Genomic DNA, 18,602 nt, shown 5'->3' on the forward strand with positions numbered 1-18,602 from the left:
CTAAGGTTATGCGCGCGAGTCTGCCACGTGACGGTGAGTTGTCGAGACGCCGTGGCATATTTCACCCACGGCCCAGCGGCGCCGCTACCCGGCCGACACGTTGGTCAGGGCCAACAGCTCCGCGACGAACTCCGCCGGGCGCTCCAGGTGCGGACTGTGGCCACAACCGGGCAGCACCACCTCGTGGTAGGCGCCGCCGGCCGCCGCGTACCGGTCGAGCACCGCCCGGGTCTGGCCGACCATCGGCTGCGGTGGGCAGGCGTCCGCGCCGGGCCAGCCGGGCACGAGATCCAGCGAACCCAGGTACGCCAGGTCGAACAGCGAGGTGTCCGAGACGATGACGTCGACGTCTCCGCGTACCCAGGTGACCGGCGGTTTCTCGGCGACGGCCACCAGCTCGTCGGCGAGCCGGAACCAGGTCGGCGCGAGCGCGTTGAGCACCCCGCGCTCCCCCGGCGCGGTGCCCGGCCAGTTCTCCGACGGCACCGCCGTGCCCGGGTAGTTGTCGTCCCCGGTGGCGGTGGAGAGCACGGTGTCCAGCAGCAGTTCCTCGTCGGTGCCCAGCGACGCGGGATCGGCCACATAGGTGGCTCGCAACACGGCGCGCGGGCTGGCCGGCGCGTCCGTGCTCCGGTCGCCGGCCGCGAGGCGGGCGACGAAGTCCGGGTTCGCCGTGCCGGCGCCGGTGCCGGCGAAGTCGGGGGTGGTCGGTGTGCCGGTCAGGTCGCGGGTGCCGCCGAAGCCGTACGGGGAGACCGGTGCGGCGAGCAACAACGCCCCCACCCGGTGCGGATGGTCGACCAGCAGGCGCATCGCCACCCCGCCGCCGAGGGAGTGCCCGACCACCACCGGGCGTGCGTCGGCGTCGAAGAGCGTCGGGTCGTCCAGTAGGGCGGCCACGTCGTCGGCGAAGTCCCGCAGGCCCCGGGTGGCGTCCACCGGGGCGGTCGCGGAGTCGCCGTACCCCCGCAGGTCGGGGGCGACCACCCGCAGCGTCGGTGGCAGACGGCGGACCAGCGGCTCCCAGAACAGAGCCGACGAGCAGTTGCCGTGGATCAGCAGCACCGGTGTGCCGTCCGGTGGGCCTGCCACCCGTACCGCCTGCGTGATGCCGTTCGCCGTCACGGTCCGCTGCTCGGTCTCCATCCGCGGCATGGTGCCACGGGTGTCCCCGCCGGTCCAGGTGTCGGACCGCCACCCAACGGAGTCACCCGGTGTGGCCGACCGCCAGATCAGCGACGGGAGCCCGGTGGGGCGGCCAGCGGCAGCGGCAGCGTCGGTCGGACGTCGCGCCGGGACGGGCCGAAGCTGAGCCCCACCGGGTCGGTGAGCGCCACCCCGGGGTCGAACAGGCGCAGTTCGGTACGGCCCAACCGGATCACGTCGCCGTCGGAGAGTCGTTCCACCTCGGTGATCCGCCGGTCGTTGAGCCAGGTGCCGTTGGTGGAGCCCAGGTCCCGCAGGGACGGCCCCTCCGGTGCCAGCCACACCTCGGCGTGGCGACGGCTCAGGTGTGGGTCGTTGATGACCACCTGACCGGTCGGCGCTCGGCCGATCACCTGTATCTCGGCTCGCATGCGAAAGCTCGCGCCGCGCATCGGTCCACCCGCGACCGTCAACAGCGGCATCAGTTCCGGATGTTCCTCCATGGACAGTCAGCCCTCCACCCCACACCGTCACTCCGCGCGTCAGCTTGCCATCAGACGGTAGTCGTCAATACCGACCGGCCGGTCAGCCTCTCGTCACCTCCCGGCCACCTGCCGTTCGACGATTCGGGCGGGCCGCATCCGTCACCAACGCCCTGACCTGCACTGATCAACGATCGGCCGGGTTGGTGCGACGCCGGTCCCCCGACCCCGAATCGCGGACCCTACCGGTGAGTAATCCTCGGGTCTAGACTTCCGCCATGACGGCAGTGCATATCCCGGGCGTTCCGGTCATCGACGCCGGCCAGTTGGTCTCCACCAGCCCGGCGACCGGCGCTGAGGCCGGTCGCCTCCCGGTCGCCACCGACGCCGACGTCCGGCAGGCCGTCGAGAGTGCCCGCGCCGCCGGCGAGTGGTGGGCCGGTCTCGGTTTCACCGGCCGCCGCCAGCGGATGCTGCGGTGGCGTGCCCTGCTCGCCAAGCGCATCGAGCAGTTGGCCGAGTTGGTGCACGTCGAGGGCGGGAAGCCGACCGCCGACGCCATCGTCGAGATCGTCACCGCGATCGAGCACATCGACTGGGCCGCCCGCAACGCCGGCCGCGTGCTCGGTCCACGCCGGGTGCGGTCCCGGCTCATCCTCGCCGAGTTCTCCGGGCACCTCGAATACCAGCCGCACGGGGTGGTCGGCGTGATCGGGCCGTGGAACTATCCGGTCTTCACGCCGATCGGCTCCGCCGCGTACGCCCTCGCCGCCGGCAACGCCGTGGTGCTCAAGCCGAGCGAATACACCCCCGCCGTCGGCCAGTGGCTGGTGGACAGCTTCGCCGAGGTGGTGCCCGAGCAGCCGGTCTTCACCGCCGTGCACGGGCTGGGCGACGTGGGCGCGGCGCTGTGCCACTCCGGCGTCGACAAGCTGGCCTTCACCGGCTCCACCGCCACCGCCCGGAAGGTGATGGCCGCCTGCGCCGAGACGCTGACCCCGGTGCTCATCGAGGGCGGCGGCAAGGACGCCATGATCGTGGACAGCGACGCCGACCTGGACGCTGCCGCCGAGGCGTGTGTCTGGGGCGGCATGACCAACGCCGGCCAGACCTGCATCGGCATCGAGCGGGTGTACGCGGTCGACGCCGTCTTCGACACCTTCGTCGACAAGGTGGTCACCCGCGCCGGTCGGCTGACGGTCGGGCCGGAGGGCACCGACATCGGCCCGATCACCATGCCCAAGCAGATCGACGTGATCCGCCGGCACATCGACGCCGCGATCACGTCCGGCGGGCGCGCCGTGCTCGGCGGCCCGAGCGCCGTACAGCCGCCGTACGTCCACCCCACCGTGCTGGTGGACGTACCGGAGGAGTCGGCCGCCGTCCGCGAGGAGACCTTCGGCCCCACGCTGACCATCAGCCGGGTCCGCGACGCCGACGAGGCCGTCACCCGCGCCAACGCCCTGTCGTACGGCCTCGGGGGTTCCGTCTTCGGCCGGCGCCGGGCGGTGGCCACCGCCCGGCGACTGCGCTCCGGGATGGCGTCGATCAACTCCACGCTGACCTTCGCCGGCATGTCCACCCTGCCGTTCGGCGGTGTGGGCGACTCCGGCTTCGGGCGGATCCACGGGGAGGACGGCCTGCGTGAGTTCGGTCGGGCCAAGGCGATCACCCGACGTCGTGCCCGGTCGCTGCTGCCGTCGATGACCTTCGAGCGCACCCCGGCCGACGTGGCCCGACTCGTCAAGACCATCAAGGTCATGTACGGGAGGTAAGTGTCGGATAACCGATCATCAACAAGGATCGGTGTATCCACATGTTTATACGCTGTGGTCGCGGCGGTACATTGCGTTAAATGGGCCCCAATCGATTGCGCTACCGCCTTGTCGACAGTGACCAGTCGTGGAGCGCCCGACGGCGTCGGCACCGCTCGGACTGGTTGGCGCGCACCTTTCCCGACATCGGCGACATGCACGTGGTCGACCTCGGTGGTCGGCTCGGCACCTGGCACCGCTCCACCGTCCGACCGGCCCGGGTGACCGTCGTCAACCTGGAGCAGCCGCCCGCCGTCGTCCCGGAATGGGCCCACGTCGAGCAGGCCGACGCCTGCGACCTGCCCCCGCACCTCACCAGGGGCAGCTACGACCTGGTCTTCTCGAACTCGGTGCTGGAGCATGTGGGCGGGCACGAACGCCGGATCCGCTTCGCCGCCGCCGCCCGTTCACTGGCCGACCGGCACTGGGTGCAGACGCCCTACCGCTACTTCCCCATCGAGCCACACTGGATCGCACCCGGCATGCAGTTCCTGCCGGTACGACTGCGCACCGCGTTCGCCCGACGCTGGCCGTTGGGGCACAAGCCGACCCGCAGCCACGACGCCGCCATCCACCAGGTGCTCTGGACCGAGCTGTTGGACCGCTCGCAGATGCGCCACTACTTCCCCGACTCGTCAATGCTGGTGGAGCGGGTGGTCGGTCTGCCGAAGTCACTGATCGCGGTGCGTACCGGGTAGGACGCCGCTCAGAAGAGGGTCAGCTCGTCCTTCACGATGCCGCGCAGCTTGTCGTAGTCCACGACCACACACCGGATGCCCCGGTCGGTGGCGAGCACCCGGGCCTGCGGCTTGATCTCCTGGGCGGCGAAGACCCCGACGACGGGGCTGAGCAGCGGGTCACGGTTCATCAGCTCGAGATAACGGGTCAACTGCTCCACCCCGTCGATGTCGCCACGCCGCTTGACCTCGACGGCGACCGAGCCCGAGTTGGCATCCCGGCACAGCAGGTCGACCGGGCCGATGGCCGTCATGTACTCGCGGCGGACCAGCGTGAACCCCTCACCCAGGGCACCCGGGTTGGCGGCCAGCAACTCCTGCAGGTGCGCCTCCACCCCGTCCTTGCGCAGGCCCGGATCCACACCCAGCTCGTACGAGGTGTCCTGGAAGATCTCCTCCAGGGTGATCCGCAGCTCCTCGCCAGCCCTGTTGACGACCCGCCACACACCGGGGGCCTCCTCCAACCGACACGGCGGGCTCATCCAGTTCAACGGCTTGTACGCCCGGTCGTCGGCGTGAATAGACACCGACCCGTCCGCCTTCACCATCAGCAACCGGGTGGCCAGCGGCAGGTGAGCCGAGAGCCGTCCGACATAGTCCACCGAGCACTTCGCAATGACCAACCGCACCCGACGAGGGTAGCCGAGCACCCCCCGGTCGCCAGCGAGCGGCACTGGCGCGTCGATGCGATGCTGAGACCGTGTTCGAAGTCCTCACCGGCACCGGTCTCGCCGCCTCGGCGGGGCTGAACGCCTACATACCCCTGCTCATCCTCGGCCTACTCGGCCGTTACACCGACCTGATCGACCTGCCCAGCGGCTGGACCTGGCTCGGCAACGGCTGGGTCATCGCCATCATGGCCGTGCTGCTCGCCGTGGAGATGGTGGCGGACAAGGTGCCCGTGGTCGACCACATCAACGACGTGGTGCAGACCGTGGTCCGACCCACCGCCGGTGGGCTGGCCTTCGGCGCCGGCTCCTCGTCGGAGACGGTGACGGTCAGCGACCCGGGAAGCTTCTTCTCATCCCACCAGTGGGTGCCGGTCGTCACCGGCGTACTGCTGGCGTTGGGCGTGCACCTGCTCAAGTCCGCGGCCCGCCCGGTGATCAACGCGACCACCGCCGGGATCGGCGCCCCGGTCGCCAGCACCGCCGAGGACGCCACCAGCGTGGTGGTCTCCCTGGTGGCGATCATCCTGCCGGTGCTGGTGCTCGTCGTCCTGGTCGGCCTGGCGTTCTTCACCTTCTGGTTCTTCCGTCGTCGATCGGAACGACGCCGCGAACGAGAGGCCGCCCGCGCCGCCGGCTTCCGCGTCTGACGGGCGGGCGGGGCTCGCCATACCGGCGTTTCGCGGGCCGACAAAAGCCTAGGATCGGGGCAGGAACCTAGAGGAGGTCGGCATGACCGCAGCGTTGGAGATGCCCCGAGTCCAGGAATGTGTGGTCGCCGCGTGCGCGTACAACCAGTCGGGTGACTGCCACGCCTTCGCGATCACCATCGGCAGCATGGATCACGCCCACTGCCACACCTTCGTCGAGTCGCCCGTCCGGGGCGGTGTGGAGAGCCTGATCGCGCAGGTGGGCGCCTGCCAGCGCTCCGACTGCCGGCACAACGAGCAACTGGAGTGCCACGCGGCGTCGATCAGGGTCGGCCCGGACAACGACATGGCCGACTGCATGACCTACTCCGGCCGCTGACCCACGCCGGCCGACGACCTGCCGGGACCGCTTCGATCAGGGCAGGTCGTTGGCGTGACGGATGACCGTCACCAGGTCGTCGATGATGCCGGTGAGGGCGAAGTCCTTCGGGGTGAAGACCCGGGCGACCCCGGCCGCCCGGAGGGTGTCCGCGTCGCTGGCCGGGATGATGCCGCCCACCACCACCGGCAGGTCCGGCCGGCCGGCGGCGCGTAGCCCGTCGAGCACCGCAGGCACGGCGGCCAGGTGCGACCCGGAGAGCACGGAGAGCCCGACCAGGTCGACGTCCTCTTCCACGGCGGCGGCGACGATCTGCCCTGCGGTCAACCGGATGCCCTGGTAGACGACCTCGAAGCCGGCGTCGCGGGCGCGTACCGCGATCTGCTCCGCGCCGTTGGAGTGCCCGTCCAGGCCGGGTTTGCCGACCAGTAGCCGCAGCCGACCGCTGCCCAACTCCCGCGCGGTGGCGGTGACCCGCTCGCGGACCGCCACGAGGCCCGGCTCCCCACCGCCGCCGGTGGCACCGGCCAGGCCGGTCGGTGCCCGGTACTCGCCGAAGACCTGGCGCAGCGCGCCGGCCCACTCGCCGGTGGTCACCCCGGCCCGCACGCATTCCAGGGTGGCCGGCATCAGGTTGGTGGTGGTCGCGGCGTCCGCGCGCAGCCGGGCCAGCGCCGCGTCGACGACGGCCGCGTCCCGGTCGGCCCGCCACCGGCGTACGCCGTCCACGGCGGCCGCCTCGACCGCGGGATCGACCTGCTCGACGGCGCCCGCGCCGGCGGCGGTCAGCGGGGAGCGTTCGGTCTCGGTGTACCGGTTGACCCCGACCACCACGTCGGCACCGGACTCCATCCGCCGACGGCGCTCGGCCAGCGACGCGACAAGCGCGCTCTTGAGGTAGCCGGTCTCCACGGCGGCGACGACGCCGCCCAGATCCAGAACCTTGTCCAGCTCGACCCGCGCCCCGGTGACGACCTCGTCGACCAGCGCGGTCATCACGTGCGAGCCGGCGAAGAGGTCGGGATATTCGAGCAGATCCGACTCGTACGCCAGGACCTGCTGCATCCGCAGCGACCACTGCTGGTCCCACGGGCGAGGCAGGCCGAGCGCCTCGTTCCAGGCGGGCAGTTGGACCGCGCGGGCCCTGGCGTCGCGGGACATCGTCACGCCGAGCATCTCCAGCACGATGCGCTGGATGTTGTTCTCCGGCTGCGCCTCGGTGAGGCCGAGCGAGTTGACCTGCACGCCGTAGCGGAACCGCCGTTGCCTGGCGTCGGTGACCCCGTACCGGTCCCGGGTGATCTCGTCCCAGAGCACGCCGAACGCGCGCATCTTGGCGATCTCCTCGACGAAGCGCACCCCGGCGTTGACGAAGAACGAGATCCGCTGGACCACGTCGCCCATCCGCTCGGCCGGCACCTGGCCGGAGTCACGGACCGCATCGAGCACGGCGACCGCGGTGGCCAGCGCGAAGCCGACCTCCTGCACGGGCGTGGCGCCGGCCTCCTGAAGGTGGTACGAGCAGATGTTGACCGGGTTCCACCGGGGCATCTCACGCAGCGTGTACGCCACCACGTCGGCGGTGAGCCGCAGCGACGCCGCCGGCGGAAAGATGTAGGTCCCCCGGGACAGGTACTCCTTGATGATGTCGTTCTGGGTGGTGCCGGCGCAGCGGGCCAGGTCGGCGCCCTGCTCCAGTCCGACGGTGCCGTACAGGGCGAGCAGCCACATCGCCGGGGCGTTGATGGTCATCGAGGTGTTCGTGTCGGCGAGCGGGAGGCCGTCGAAGAGCGCCCGCATGTCGCCGAGGTGGGCCACCGGTACGCCGACCCGCCCGACCTCGCCGGAGGCGAGTTCGTGGTCCGGGTCGTACCCGGTCTGGGTGGGCAGGTCGAAGGCGACCGACAGGCCGGTCTGCCCCTTCGCCAGGTTGCGGCGGAAGAGGGCGTTGGTCGCAGCGGCCGACGAGTGGCCGGCGTAGGTGCGCATCACCCACGGGCGGTCCCGCTCGGGCAACCGGCTCGCAGATGCCGTCTCATCCATGGCCGGAGTCTAAGTTACCGTTCAGTAAAAGGAGCTGTGGAAAACCACACAGGTCCATGTCGGGGACGTCCGGGTGCCAAGCACCCGCAGTGGCGCGGACCACCACACCCCGGGCAACAGGCCTTGTGGCCAGGGCGCACACTTGACGGCATGGATGACGAGCTGGCCATCTCCGTCCGAGGGCTGCGCAAGGCGTACGGCGACAACGTGGCGGTGGCGGGCGTGGATCTGGACGTCCACCGCGGCGAGGTGTTCGCGTTGCTCGGCCCGAACGGCGCCGGCAAGACCACCACGGTGGAGATCCTGGAGGGCTACCGCCGCCGGGACGCCGGCGAGGTCACCGTCCTCGGCGTCGACCCGGCCCACCCGGATGCCGACTGGCGCTCCCGGGTCGGCATCGTGCTTCAGGGCACCGGCGAGTTCGACGAGCTGACAGTGGCCGAGGTGATCCGGCACTTCTCCGGCTTCTACCCCGACGCGGACGACCCGGACAAGGTGATCGAGCGGGTCGGGCTGGCCGACAAGGCGAAGGCCCGGACGCACACCCTCTCCGGGGGGCAGAAGCGCCGCCTGGACGTGGCCCTGGGCATCATCGGCCGTCCCGAGCTGCTCTTCCTCGACGAGCCGACCACCGGTTTCGACCCGGAGGCCCGCCGTGAGTTCTGGGAGCTGATCCGCGACCTCGCCGCGGCCGGCACCACAATCGTGCTCACCACCCACTACCTGGACGAGGCCGAGGCCCTCGCCGACCGGGTCGGCGTGATCGCCGGCGGCCGGCTGGTCGAGGTCGCCGCTCCCAATCGGCTGGGCAATCGGCAGGAGGCCCTCGCGACGGTCTCCTGGCGTACCCCGGAAGGGACGCTGGAAAGCGCGCAGAGCGCGACGCCGACGGCCTTCGTGGCCGACCTCGCCGCGCGCTACGGCGGCGAGGTCCCCGGGCTCACGGTGACCCGGCCGACTCTGGAGGACGTCTACCTCACCATGATCGGACACGCGCGATGACGACCACGACGAAGCCGGCGACGCCGGTCACCGCGACCCGCGGCCGGCGGCCGGGTGCCGGCGCGCTCGCCCTGCGCCAGGGCCGACTGGAGATCACCCAGTTCCTGCGCAGCCGGGAGTCGGTGGTCTTCACGATGGGCTTCCCCATCATCATGATCCTGATCTTCGCGTCGATCTTCGACGGCACGATCGGCGGCGGGGTCAAGTTCACCCAGTACTTCATCACCGGCATGATCGCCACCGGCCTGATGACTGTGAGCTTCCAGAACCTCGGCATCTGGATCCCGATCGAGCGGGACCGGGGCGTGCTCAAGCGCTACCGGGGCACGCCGATGCCGAAGTGGGTCTGGTTCGCCGGCAAAGTGATCATGGTGGTGGCGATCGGGATCGCCGAGACGGTGCTGCTGCTGGCCGTCGCGGTGGCGCTGTTCGACCTGGACCTGCCGGGCACCGCCGCGAAGTGGTTCACCTTCGGCTGGGTCGCCGTGCTCGGGGTGACCGCGTGCACCCTGTGCGGCATCGCGATCTCGTCGCTGGCCCGCACCGCCCGCAGCGGCTCGGCGGTGGTCACTCCGGTGGCCCTGGTGCTCCAGTTCATCTCCGGGGTGTTCTTCGTCTTCACCGACCTGCCCACCTGGATGCAGCAGGTGGCGGCGGTTTTCCCGCTCAAGTGGATGTGCCAGGGGCTGCGGTCGGTGTTCCTGCCGGAGAGCTTCGGCGCCCAGGAGCCGGGTGGCTCGTTCGAGCTGGGCCGGGTGGCGGTGGTGCTGGCCCTGTGGTGCGTGATCGGCGTGGTGCTCTGCCTGACCACCTTCCGCTGGACCACCAAGCGCGACGGCTGACCCCTTTCCGGGGCCCCCGATCCGCCCCGGGGCTGCCAGACTCTGACGATGGCCGCTCGACCGACCCGGCGCGGGCTCCTGCTGGCGGGGGCAGGGGCGACGGCGCTGGCGGTCGGGGTCGGCTGGACGGCCCGCGACCTGATCCGCCCGTCGCCGACGCGACCCGTCCCCCCGGACGCGCCGGCCGGCGACGAGCGACTGGTCAGCCGCCCGTCCGCCGCACGTGGCCGCTCGGTCGACTTCTACACCGCCGTCCCGGACGGGCACGGCGACGGTCAGGGGTTGCCGGTCTGCCTGGTGCTGCACGGCGCGTCCACGACCGCACGGGACTTTCCCGGGCTCGGCCTGGGGCGCTTCCTGACCGACGCGGTGCGTCGTGGTGCGCCGCCGTTCGTGCTCGCCGGAGCGACCGGCGACCGCCTCTCCTGGCGCCCCGCCGGCCGGGACGACCCGCAGCGGATGGTGCGTGAGGAGTTGCCGGCCTGGTGCGCCGAGCAGGGCTTCGACGCCACCCGACTGGCGGCCTGGGGCTGGTCCATGGGTGGCTTCGGCTCGCTGTTGCTCGCCGCCACCTGGCCGGGGCTGCTCCGGGCGGTGGCGGCGTTCTCCCCCGCCGTGGCGCCCGGTGATGCCGTCTTCGCGGGTGTCGACCGGCTGCGCGGCACTCCGCTGGGCCTCTGGTGCGGTCGCCAGGACGATTTCCTCGTCGACGTGCAGGCGCTGGAGCGGGCCCTTCCCGAGCCGGCCGCCCGAGCTGAGTACGCCGACGGCGGGCACGACTTCCGGTACTGGGGCTCGGTCATACCCGGTGCCCTCGACTTCGTCGCGGCAGCGCTGGCCGCGCCGCCCGGCCCGACCTGAACTGACCGTGGGGCCCGCGAACGGGCCCCCACGGCTGCCGGTCTCAGTAGGTGTAGAAACCCTTGCCGGTCTTGCGGCCCAGGTCGCCGGCGGTGACCATCCGCTGGAGCAGCTCCGGCGGGAAGAACTTCTCGTCGGCGGTGTCGGTGTAGATGTTCTTCGAGGCGTGCAGCAGCACGTCCACGCCGGTCAGGTCGGTGGTGGCCAGCGGGCCCATCGCGTGCCCGAAGCCCAGCCGGCAGGCGGTGTCCAGGTCCTCGGCGGACACCACCCCGGACTCGACCAGCTTGACCGCCTCCACCACAAGGGCGGAGATCAACCGGGTGGTGACGAAGCCGGCGATGTCCCGGTTGACCACGACGACCGTCTTACCGATCTCCTCGGCGAAGACCCGCGCGGTGTCCAGCGTCGCGTCGCTGGTCTTGTAACCGCGCACCAGCTCGCAGAGCTGCATCATCGGCACCGGGGAGAAGAAGTGGGTGCCGACCACCGCCTCGGGCCGCTCGGTCACCGCGGCGATCTGGGTGACCGGGATCGCCGAGGTGTTGGTGGCGAGCACCGCGTCCGACTTGCAGATCTTGTCCAGGGCGCGGAACACCTCGTGCTTGATCTCCAGGCGCTCGAAGACCGCCTCGACCACGATGTCCGCGTCCGCCGCCGCCTCCAGGTCGGTGGTCGGGGTGATCCGAGCCAGCGTCGCCTCGACCTCGGACGCCTCGATCCTGCCCTTCTCGGCGAACTTCTCCAGTGACTTCCGAATGCCGCCCAGACCCCGGGTGGTAGCCGCGTCGTCCAGGTCGCGCAGCGTCACCTGCCAGCCCGCCTGCGCCGCCACCTGGGCGATGCCGGAACCCATCAACCCGGCCCCGACGACCGCGAGTCGACCCGCCATCTGCTTCTCCCTCGCTGCGATTGAGTGCCTGCCTGCACCCTAGTCGGCGAGCCTGAACGATGGCTAAGTGGCGGTCGGGCCGGGTCGTGGGGGCCTCAGATCTCCAGTGCCGGCTCCTCCGGCGTGGTGCCCCGCTCGACCGCCACCCCGAGCGCACGCAGGTCGGCCACGAAGTCCGGGTAGCCCCGATCGACGTGGTGCACGTGGGAGACCTCGGTGACCCCCTCCGCGCAGAGTCCGGCGATGATCAACCCTGCGCCGGCCCGGATGTCGGTGGCCCGCACCGGGGCGCCGGAGAGCCGCTCCCGGCCCCGGACCACCGCGTGATGCCCGTCGGTCTTGATGTCCGCGCCGAGCCGCATCATCTCGTTGGCGAACATGAACCGGCCGTCGAAGATGTTCTCGGTGATCAGGGAGGCGCCGTCGCTGACGGCCGCCAGCCCGATCGCCATCGGCAGCAGGTCGGTGGCGAAGCCGGGGTACGGCAGCGTCACCACGTCGACCGCCCGGGGCCGCTCGTCCATCCGTACGCGGAAGCCGTCTCCCCTGGTCTCCACCAGCCCGCCGGCGGCCACCACCTTGTCCAGGGCGACCTCCAGGAAGGCCGGGTCCAGCCCGGTCACCGTCACGTCGCCCCGGGTCATCGCCGCGCCGAACGCCCACGTGCCGGCGACGATCCGGTCCCCCACCGTGGCGTGGCGCACCGGACGCAGACCGGGCACACCGGTGATGCGCAACGTCGTCGTGCCCGCACCGACGATGCGCGCGCCCATCTGGTTGAGCATCGTGCAGATGTCGACGATCTCCGGCTCCCGGGCCGCGTTGTCGATCATCGTGGTGCCCTGGGCCAGCACCGCCGCCATCACCAGGTTCTCAGTCGCGCCGACGCTGGGGAAATCCAGCACGATGTCCGCGCCACGCAGCCCGTGCGGGGCGGAGGCGATGACGAACCCGTGCTCGCCGGAGATCTCCGCGCCCATCCGGGTCAGCCCGGAGATGTGCATGTCCAACCCCCGCGACCCGATCGCGTCGCCGCCGGGATGGGCCACCCGCACGTACCCCCGACGAGCCAGCAACGGGCCGAGCACGCAGATCGACGCGCGCAACCGCCGGACCAGGTCGTAGTCGGCCTCCGCGCCCGGCTGCTCGGGTACGTCGATCGTCACCGACCGGGACCGGGCCACACCGCCACGGGCGACCATCGGGTCGACGGGGTCGTCCGCGTCGAACTGGACGTCGCAGCCCAGCCGACGCAGCACCTCTCCCATGATCGCGATGTCGGTGATCCGGGGGACGTTGGTGATCACACTGCGGCCCGGCGCGAGCAGCGCGGCAGCCATCAGCTTCAACGCGGAGTTCTTGGCACCGACCACGTGCACGGTGCCGGACAACCGGGCGTCACCGCGTACCCGGATGACGTCGACATCGTTGACCGCCGAATCGCCGGCGTCGCCGGGGCCCACCGCCACCGGCCAGCCGGCGGTGCTGTCCGGCCGCGCCGGGATCGTCAGGTCGGGAATCCGTAGGCTGTGCGTCATGGCCGTCCACCTCACGCGCATCTACACCAAGGCCGGCGACGCCGGCATGACCAGGCTGAGCAACAACGAGCAGGTGCCGAAGACCGATCCACGGATCGCCGCGTACGCGGACGTCGACGAGTGCAACGCGGCGATCGGCGTCGCCCTCGCGCTGGGAAACCTCGACGAGGAGCTTCGCGGCGTGCTGGGGTCGGTGCAGAACGACCTGTTCGACGTCGGCGCCGACCTGTCCACCCCGGTCGAGCCGGAACCGAAGTACCCGCCGCTGCGGGTGACCGAGGAGTACGTCGAGCGCTTGGAGGGCTGGTGCGACGAGTACAACGCACGCCTGAGCAAGCTCGACTCCTTCATCCTCCCCGGCGGCACCGCAGGTGCGGCGCTGCTGCACGTGGCACGGACCGTCGCCCGGCGTGCCGAACGGGCAGCGTGGGCGCTGGTCAGCCACGATCCGGAACGAACCAGCACGCTCCCGGCAAAGTATCTCAACCGGCTCTCCGATCTGCTCTTTATCCTGTCAAGAACGGCAAATCCGGCAGGAGACGTGCTATGGGTGCCGGGCGGCAAGCGCTGAACGTCGGCGCTCCGCACCACGTCGAGGTCTGGGTTCCCACTCTGCCCGCCACCACGCGTAGCCAGGGCTGACTCCTCGCGAGCCATGCCGACCAGCACCTAGACCGACTCGGGTTCCTTGATGTTGGGGTGTCCTGGTGATCGGGATGGCCCAACATCAAGAAACCCGTGTCGATCAACTGGACTGCTCGGCCGCCACGACGTGAGCGGGCAGCAGCCCGACCAGTGAGAAGGCGGGACCCAGGCTGCACGGGTAACGGCACATGAGAAATCCGCGCCGGAACGACGGACAGCGCCCGACGAAGGGTTTCCGGGGGAGCCCGCCCGGCGCAGGGATCAAGCCTGACCGCCCGGAGCCGGGCGGGCTCCCCCGGAAACCCAGAAGAGCAACTAAAAGCGAGCCTCAGGCAGCCGGCCAATCCTGGGAGGCCATACGTGGCGAGACCGCCCCCGGAGGGGCGGCCTCGAGCCAGGAGAGAAAACCGGTCACGGTCGATCGCGCCATGGCGATCTCCACCGGTGCGTGGTTACTGGTACAGCGGAGGATCACCCAGTCGGCCGGCATGGAGAACCGTTCCTGACCTTCGGGCAACCGGCGGCGCTCCACGGCCAGCCCTTTGCGGGAGAGCACCCGCTTGGGTCGGATCGCGAAGCTGAACATCCGGTACCAGCGCAGCTCGTCACCGGCGAACCGGCCGAAGCCGGGCGACCAGCCGCGGCCGTCGAGCATGGTGGAGACCCGGACGCTGAGCCGGATGATGCCACCGCTGCGGGTGACGAGAGCTCGCCGGACGAAGAGGATCAGAAGCGCGCCGAGGATGACGACAACGCCGATTCCGAATCCTTCGACGATCTCCATCCCCGGTGTGGCTCAGCGGCTCTGTGCGGAGACCGGGGTTGCGCTCTCGGCCAGCACGGTGACACCGTCGGCGCTCACCGAGAGGAAGCCGCCGGCCACCTCGTAGGCGACCTGCTCGCCGCCGGCGAGCTTGATGCGTACCTGGCCGGGCTCGGCGAGTTGGCCGAGCAGCGGCGCGTGCCCCGGCAGGACACCGAGCTCGCCTTCGGTCGTCCGGGCGACGACCATCTCGGCGTCACCGGACCAGACCTTCTCCTCGACGGCGACGAGCTCGACGTGAAGCTGCTGTGCCACGCTGTCTCCTTGCTGCGGCTACGGATTGCCGAAAGTCTAGCCTGACGACGCGGCGCGCCCAACGCGGGTGGGGACAACGCCGACCTGACTACTTGGCCTTGTTGACGAATTCCGGGTGCTCCAGCAGGAACGGGTCGAGTTGCTCGTTGTGCAGAGCGGTGAAGAAGTCCGGAACACCTTCCTGGAACTGCTCGCCCAGGTACTTCTTACCATCGAAGACCCCGCCACCGGGCAGCTTGATCATCTCGATGGTGTTCGGGCGGATGTCCTTCAGGGCGAGCCCGAAGTCGACAACGCTGTTGCCCCGACCGTTGAAGATCAACGACTGCCCGGCGGCGCGGAGCACCTTGTCCAGCTTGATCGGGTTGGACACCACGTCGGCGCTGAACGCCTGGCCGACCATGGCCTTGACGAACTGCTGCTGGTGGCGCTGCCGGCCGTAGTCGGAATCCGGGACGCCGTTCTTCGGGTAGCGCTGCCGGACGTAGTCCAGCGCCTGCCACCCACTCAGGTGCCGGTTGCCCTTCTTGTAGATCGCCTGCGGGCCGACGTAGCCCTCACCACGGGTGTTTCCCGGCCGCGGCTTGCCGTCCGGCTGCTTGTGCTCGGACTTCACGTCGCGCTCGATGTACATGTCGACACCGCCCATGGCGTCGACGATCTTCTGGAATCCGGTGAAGTTGATGATCGCGCCAGCGTCGAAGCGCTTGATGCCGGTGACGTTCTGCACTGTGGTGGCCAGCAACTCGAAGCCCCGTGCCGCGTCGGGGTTAGCCCCCGGCACCTTGCTGCCGAACGACATCGCAGCGTTGATCTTCGTGGTCTCGCCCGGGAAGTCGGCCTTCTTGAACGGCGGGATCGGCACGTAGAGGTCGCGAGGCAGCGAGAACAGGTAGGCCCGGTCCATCGAGGCCGGCACGTGCAGCACCATGATCGAGTCGGCCAGCGGCGCGGCCGTCGGCGTACGCGGGTCGATGCCGACGAGAAGGATGTTGAGCGGACCCTTGATCTCGCTCTTCTTCGCCTGGGCGCCCGCCGCCTGATCCCCGAAGAGGTCGGCCTTGCCGACAGCACCCTCGTAGCGGGCCATGAGCACCTCGGTGCCGACCAGCACGGCGCCGCTGAGCACGGTCAACACGGTGCCGAACACCGTGCAGAGCCTGGCCCACCGCGGCACACCTCGCCAGATGGACGGCTTGCGGCCACTCTTGCCGGCCTTACCCACGAGCAGCTCCGTTCGTTACGCCCACGACGAGGAAGACGGGCGCACGTCGTCGAAAGGTTGCAAAGATCAACGCTCGTTCAGGTGAGCGCGGAACGAACCGTAGCTCGGGACCCTCCGGAATGACGACCACGAGTAACGGACCGCGACGATGGTAAGACGCGAACATGAACAAAAGACTGCCCCGGCATTGCCGGGGCAGTCTTTTTGCTACGGGTCGGACGAGAGCTGGGTCAGCTCTTCATCAGCTCCTCAGCCTTGCGCTCCAGGTCCTCGAGACCGCCGCACATGAAGAACGCCTGCTCGGGGAAGTGATCGTACTCACCCTCGCTGATCTTGCGGAACGCCTCGATGGTCTCCTTGATCGGGACCGTCGAGCCCGGCACGCCGGTGAACTGCTCCGCCGCGTAGGTGTTCTGCGAGAGGAAGCGCTCGATCCGCCGCGCGCGCTGCACGGTGATCTTGTCTTCCTCGGAGAGCTCCTCGATGCCGAGGATGGCGATGATGTCCTGCAGGTCGCGGTAGCGCTGCAGGATCCGCTTCACCTCGGTGGCAACCTGGAAGTGCTCGTTGCCGACGAACTCCGGGGCGAGGATCCGGGACGAGGACGCCAGCGGGTCCACGGCCGGGTAGATGCCCTTGTCGGAGATCGACCGCTCCAGGTTGGTGGTCGCGTCCAGGTGGGCGAACGTGGTGGCCGGGGCGGGGTCGGTGTAGTCGTCCGCCGGCACGTAGATCGCCTGCATGGACGTGATGGCCTGGCCCCGGACGGAGGTGATCCGCTCCTGGAGCTCGCCCATCTCGTCGGCCAGGGTCGGCTGGTAACCCACGGCGCTCGGCATACGGCCGAGCAGGGTGGACACCTCCGAACCGGCCTGCGTGAAGCGGAAGATGTTGTCGATGAAGAGCAGCACCTCCTGCTTCTTCACGTCCCGGAAGTACTCGGCCATGGTCAGCGCGGAGAGCGCCACCCGCAGCCGGGTGCCCGGCGGCTCGTCCATCTGGCCGTAGACCAGCGCGGTCTTGTCGATGACGCCGGACTCCGTCATCTCGGCGATGAGGTCGTTGCCCTCACGGGTGCGCTCACCCACGCCGGCGAAGACCGAGGTACCACCGAAGTTGCGGGCGACCCGGGTGATCATCTCCTGGATGAGCACCGTCTTGCCCACGCCCGCGCCGCCGAACAGGCCGATCTTGCCGCCCTTGACGTACGGGGCGAGCAGGTCGATGACCTTGATGCCGGTCTCCAGCATCTCGGTCTTCGGCTCAAGGTCCGCGAAGGCCGGGGCCTTGCGGTGGATGCCCCACCGGTCGTCGGCCTCGAACGTCTCGCCCTCTTTGAGGTTGAGCACCTCGCCGATCGCGTTGAACACCTTGCCCTTGACCGCGTCGCCCACCGGCACCGTGATCGGCTCGCCGCGGTCGCGCACCTCGGCGCCACGGACCAGGCCGTCGGTCGGCTGCATCGAGATGGCACGGACCAGGTTGTCACCCAGGTGCTGGGCAACCTCCAGGGTCAGCGTCTTCTCACCGCCGGACAGGTTCACCTTCACGTTCAAGGCGTTGAACAGGGGCGGCATGGCGTCGCGCGGGAATTCGGCGTCGACGACCGGGCCGATGACCCGGACCACGCGACCCGTGGCCGTCTTGGTCTCTACTGGTGCAGTCATCACACTTCACTTCCCGACGCGGCCAGCGCGTTGGCGCCGCCGACGATCTCGCTGATCTCCTGGGTGATCCCGGCCTGGCGAGCCGAGTTCATCTCGCGCGTGTACTTCTCGATCATCTCTTCGGCGTTGTCGGTGGCGCTCTTCATCGCCCGCCGACGCGACGCCGACTCACTCGCCGCCGACTCGATCAACGCCGCGTAGATCCGCGTGTTGATGTACCTCGGCAGGAGCGCGTCGAGCAGCGCCTCCGCCTCCGGCTCGAACTCGTACGCCGGCAGCAACCCCTCGGAGCGCGGCCGGTCCTCCACCTGCATCGGACCGATGACCTTGGTGACCGGGTTCTGCGTCATGAGCGAGTGGAACTCGGTGTAGACGATGTGCAGCTCGTCGACCCCGAGCACCCCGTCCGCTCCGGCGCCGCCGTCGACGTCGTCCGCACCGGCGGTGAACGCCTTGATCAGCGTCTCACCAACGGTACGGGCGTCCTCGAACGACGGCTGCTCGCTGAAGCCGGTCCAGTTCGCCTCGATCGGCCGCTCGCGGAACCGGTAGAACCCGACGCCCTTACGCCCGATGACGTAGAGCACCGGCTCCTTGCCGTCCGCCTTGAGCCGCGCGATCAGCGACTCCGCCATCCTGATCGCGTTGGAGCTGTAACCGCCGGCCAGGCCACGGTCGCTGGTGACCAACAGGACGCCGGCCCGCCGCACCCGCTCACGCGGGGTGAGCAGCGGGTGGTCGATCCGCGCGTTGGACGCCAGCGCCGTGAGCACGCCGGTGATGGCCTGGGCGTACGGCAGGGACGCCTGCACCCGGGCCTGGGCCTTGGCGATCCGGCTCGTCGCCACGAGCTCCATCGCCTTGGTGATCTTCTTCATCGACTTCGCCGAGCGGATCCGTTGACGAAGAACGCGTACCTGGGCCGCCACGGGA

The 18,602-nt window shown here is 70.0% G+C and carries 19 protein-coding genes; 8 read left to right on the plus strand and 11 right to left on the minus strand.

Annotated elements, in window-relative coordinates:
* Positions 1 to 84 precede the first annotated feature (84 nt).
* Together GA0070561_RS24820 and GA0070561_RS24825 are read right to left on the minus strand one after the other, a co-directional pair.
* Positions 85 to 1,155: an alpha/beta hydrolase gene (locus tag GA0070561_RS24820; protein WP_425255912.1), complete on the minus strand. Its 1,071-nt coding sequence runs from the start codon at positions 1,153 to 1,155 to the stop codon at positions 85 to 87.
* Between the two features lie 77 nt (positions 1,156 to 1,232).
* Positions 1,233 to 1,649 carry an FHA domain-containing protein gene (locus GA0070561_RS24825; protein WP_091405846.1) on the minus strand — a complete coding sequence of 139 codons (417 nt, stop codon included), beginning with the start codon at positions 1,647 to 1,649 and terminating at the stop codon, positions 1,233 to 1,235.
* A 257-nt stretch (positions 1,650 to 1,906) separates the two neighbouring features.
* Here GA0070561_RS24825 and GA0070561_RS24830 point away from each other — a divergent pair, with 257 nt between their 5' ends.
* Positions 1,907 to 3,403: an aldehyde dehydrogenase family protein gene (locus GA0070561_RS24830; protein WP_091405849.1), complete on the plus strand. Its 1,497-nt coding sequence runs from the start codon at positions 1,907 to 1,909 to the stop codon at positions 3,401 to 3,403.
* Between the two features lie 80 nt (positions 3,404 to 3,483).
* On the plus strand, positions 3,484 to 4,140 hold the full coding sequence (locus GA0070561_RS24835) for a methyltransferase domain-containing protein (protein WP_091405852.1): 657 nt from the start codon (positions 3,484 to 3,486) through the stop codon (positions 4,138 to 4,140).
* Between the two features lie 8 nt (positions 4,141 to 4,148).
* Here the strand turns inward: GA0070561_RS24835 and nucS are convergent, their stop codons facing one another.
* Positions 4,149 to 4,808 (minus strand): endonuclease NucS, encoded by a 660-nt coding sequence (gene nucS, locus GA0070561_RS24840; RefSeq protein ID WP_091406470.1) that lies wholly within the window; start codon positions 4,806 to 4,808, stop codon positions 4,149 to 4,151.
* Positions 4,809 to 4,879: 71 nt separating this feature from the next.
* On the opposite strand from nucS, the gene GA0070561_RS24845 reads away from it, so the two are divergent.
* Together GA0070561_RS24845 and GA0070561_RS24850 are read left to right on the plus strand one after the other, a co-directional pair.
* Positions 4,880 to 5,497 carry a DUF4126 domain-containing protein gene (locus GA0070561_RS24845; protein ID WP_091405855.1) on the plus strand — a complete coding sequence of 206 codons (618 nt, stop codon included), beginning with the start codon at positions 4,880 to 4,882 and terminating at the stop codon, positions 5,495 to 5,497.
* A gap of 82 nt (positions 5,498 to 5,579) precedes the next feature.
* Positions 5,580 to 5,876 carry a DUF1540 domain-containing protein gene (locus GA0070561_RS24850; RefSeq protein ID WP_091405858.1) on the plus strand — a complete coding sequence of 99 codons (297 nt, stop codon included), beginning with the start codon at positions 5,580 to 5,582 and terminating at the stop codon, positions 5,874 to 5,876.
* Between the two features lie 36 nt (positions 5,877 to 5,912).
* Here GA0070561_RS24850 and GA0070561_RS24855 read toward each other — a convergent pair whose 3' ends face one another.
* Positions 5,913 to 7,919, minus strand: coding sequence for a protein meaA (locus GA0070561_RS24855; RefSeq protein ID WP_091405860.1), 2,007 nt, complete (start codon positions 7,917 to 7,919; stop codon positions 5,913 to 5,915).
* A gap of 150 nt (positions 7,920 to 8,069) precedes the next feature.
* Between GA0070561_RS24855 and GA0070561_RS24860 the strand changes: the two genes are divergently transcribed.
* From GA0070561_RS24860 to GA0070561_RS24870, 3 genes are read left to right on the plus strand one after another with little or no spacing between them, the layout of a single operon-like run.
* Positions 8,070 to 8,921, plus strand: a complete 852-nt coding sequence (locus GA0070561_RS24860; RefSeq protein ID WP_091405862.1) for an ABC transporter ATP-binding protein — start codon at positions 8,070 to 8,072, stop codon at positions 8,919 to 8,921.
* A complete protein-coding gene (locus GA0070561_RS24865) occupies positions 8,918 to 9,763 on the plus strand; it encodes an ABC transporter permease (protein WP_091405863.1) in 846 nt (281 codons plus the stop codon). Before GA0070561_RS24860 ends, GA0070561_RS24865 begins: the two co-directional genes overlap by 4 nt.
* Positions 9,764 to 9,811: 48 nt before the next feature.
* Complete coding sequence (locus GA0070561_RS24870; RefSeq protein ID WP_091405865.1) at positions 9,812 to 10,624, plus strand: alpha/beta hydrolase; 813 nt, start codon at positions 9,812 to 9,814, stop codon at positions 10,622 to 10,624.
* Positions 10,625 to 10,667: 43 nt separating this feature from the next.
* On the opposite strand, the gene GA0070561_RS24875 is transcribed toward GA0070561_RS24870, so the two are convergent.
* On the minus strand, positions 10,668 to 11,516 hold the full coding sequence (locus tag GA0070561_RS24875; protein ID WP_091405866.1) for a 3-hydroxyacyl-CoA dehydrogenase family protein: 849 nt from the start codon (positions 11,514 to 11,516) through the stop codon (positions 10,668 to 10,670).
* A 95-nt stretch (positions 11,517 to 11,611) separates the two neighbouring features.
* The gene (gene murA / locus GA0070561_RS24880) at positions 11,612 to 13,054 is read right to left on the minus strand and encodes a UDP-N-acetylglucosamine 1-carboxyvinyltransferase (protein WP_091405869.1); all 1,443 of its coding nucleotides are present in this window, start codon (positions 13,052 to 13,054) and stop codon (positions 11,612 to 11,614) included.
* Between murA and GA0070561_RS24885 the strand changes: the two genes are divergently transcribed.
* The gene (locus tag GA0070561_RS24885) at positions 13,053 to 13,625 is read left to right on the plus strand and encodes a cob(I)yrinic acid a,c-diamide adenosyltransferase (RefSeq protein WP_091405871.1); all 573 of its coding nucleotides are present in this window, start codon (positions 13,053 to 13,055) and stop codon (positions 13,623 to 13,625) included. The two genes, murA and GA0070561_RS24885, sit on opposite strands and share 2 nt — an antisense overlap.
* A 402-nt stretch (positions 13,626 to 14,027) precedes the next feature.
* Here GA0070561_RS24885 and GA0070561_RS24890 read toward each other — a convergent pair whose 3' ends face one another.
* The 5 genes from GA0070561_RS24890 to GA0070561_RS24910 all read right to left on the minus strand — a co-directional run bounded on the left by GA0070561_RS24890 (position 14,028) and on the right by GA0070561_RS24910 (position 18,598).
* Complete coding sequence (locus GA0070561_RS24890) at positions 14,028 to 14,483, minus strand: DUF2550 domain-containing protein (protein WP_091405874.1); 456 nt, start codon at positions 14,481 to 14,483, stop codon at positions 14,028 to 14,030.
* 12 nt (positions 14,484 to 14,495) lie between these two features.
* A complete protein-coding gene (locus tag GA0070561_RS24895; RefSeq protein WP_030333186.1) occupies positions 14,496 to 14,777 on the minus strand; it encodes a F0F1 ATP synthase subunit epsilon in 282 nt (93 codons plus the stop codon).
* An 88-nt stretch (positions 14,778 to 14,865) separates the two neighbouring features.
* Entirely contained in the window at positions 14,866 to 16,008 is a 1,143-nt protein-coding gene (locus GA0070561_RS24900) for an LCP family protein (protein WP_091405878.1), read from the minus strand.
* Positions 16,009 to 16,232: 224 nt separating this feature from the next.
* Entirely contained in the window at positions 16,233 to 17,669 is a 1,437-nt protein-coding gene (atpD, locus tag GA0070561_RS24905; protein WP_091405880.1) for a F0F1 ATP synthase subunit beta, read from the minus strand.
* A complete protein-coding gene (locus GA0070561_RS24910; protein ID WP_091405883.1) occupies positions 17,669 to 18,598 on the minus strand; it encodes a F0F1 ATP synthase subunit gamma in 930 nt (309 codons plus the stop codon). Before GA0070561_RS24910 ends, atpD begins: the two co-directional genes overlap by 1 nt.
* Positions 18,599 to 18,602 lie beyond the last annotated feature (4 nt).

The sequence above is a fragment of the Micromonospora saelicesensis genome (assembly GCF_900091575.1).
Classification (GTDB): Bacteria; Actinomycetota; Actinomycetes; order Mycobacteriales; family Micromonosporaceae; genus Micromonospora; species Micromonospora saelicesensis.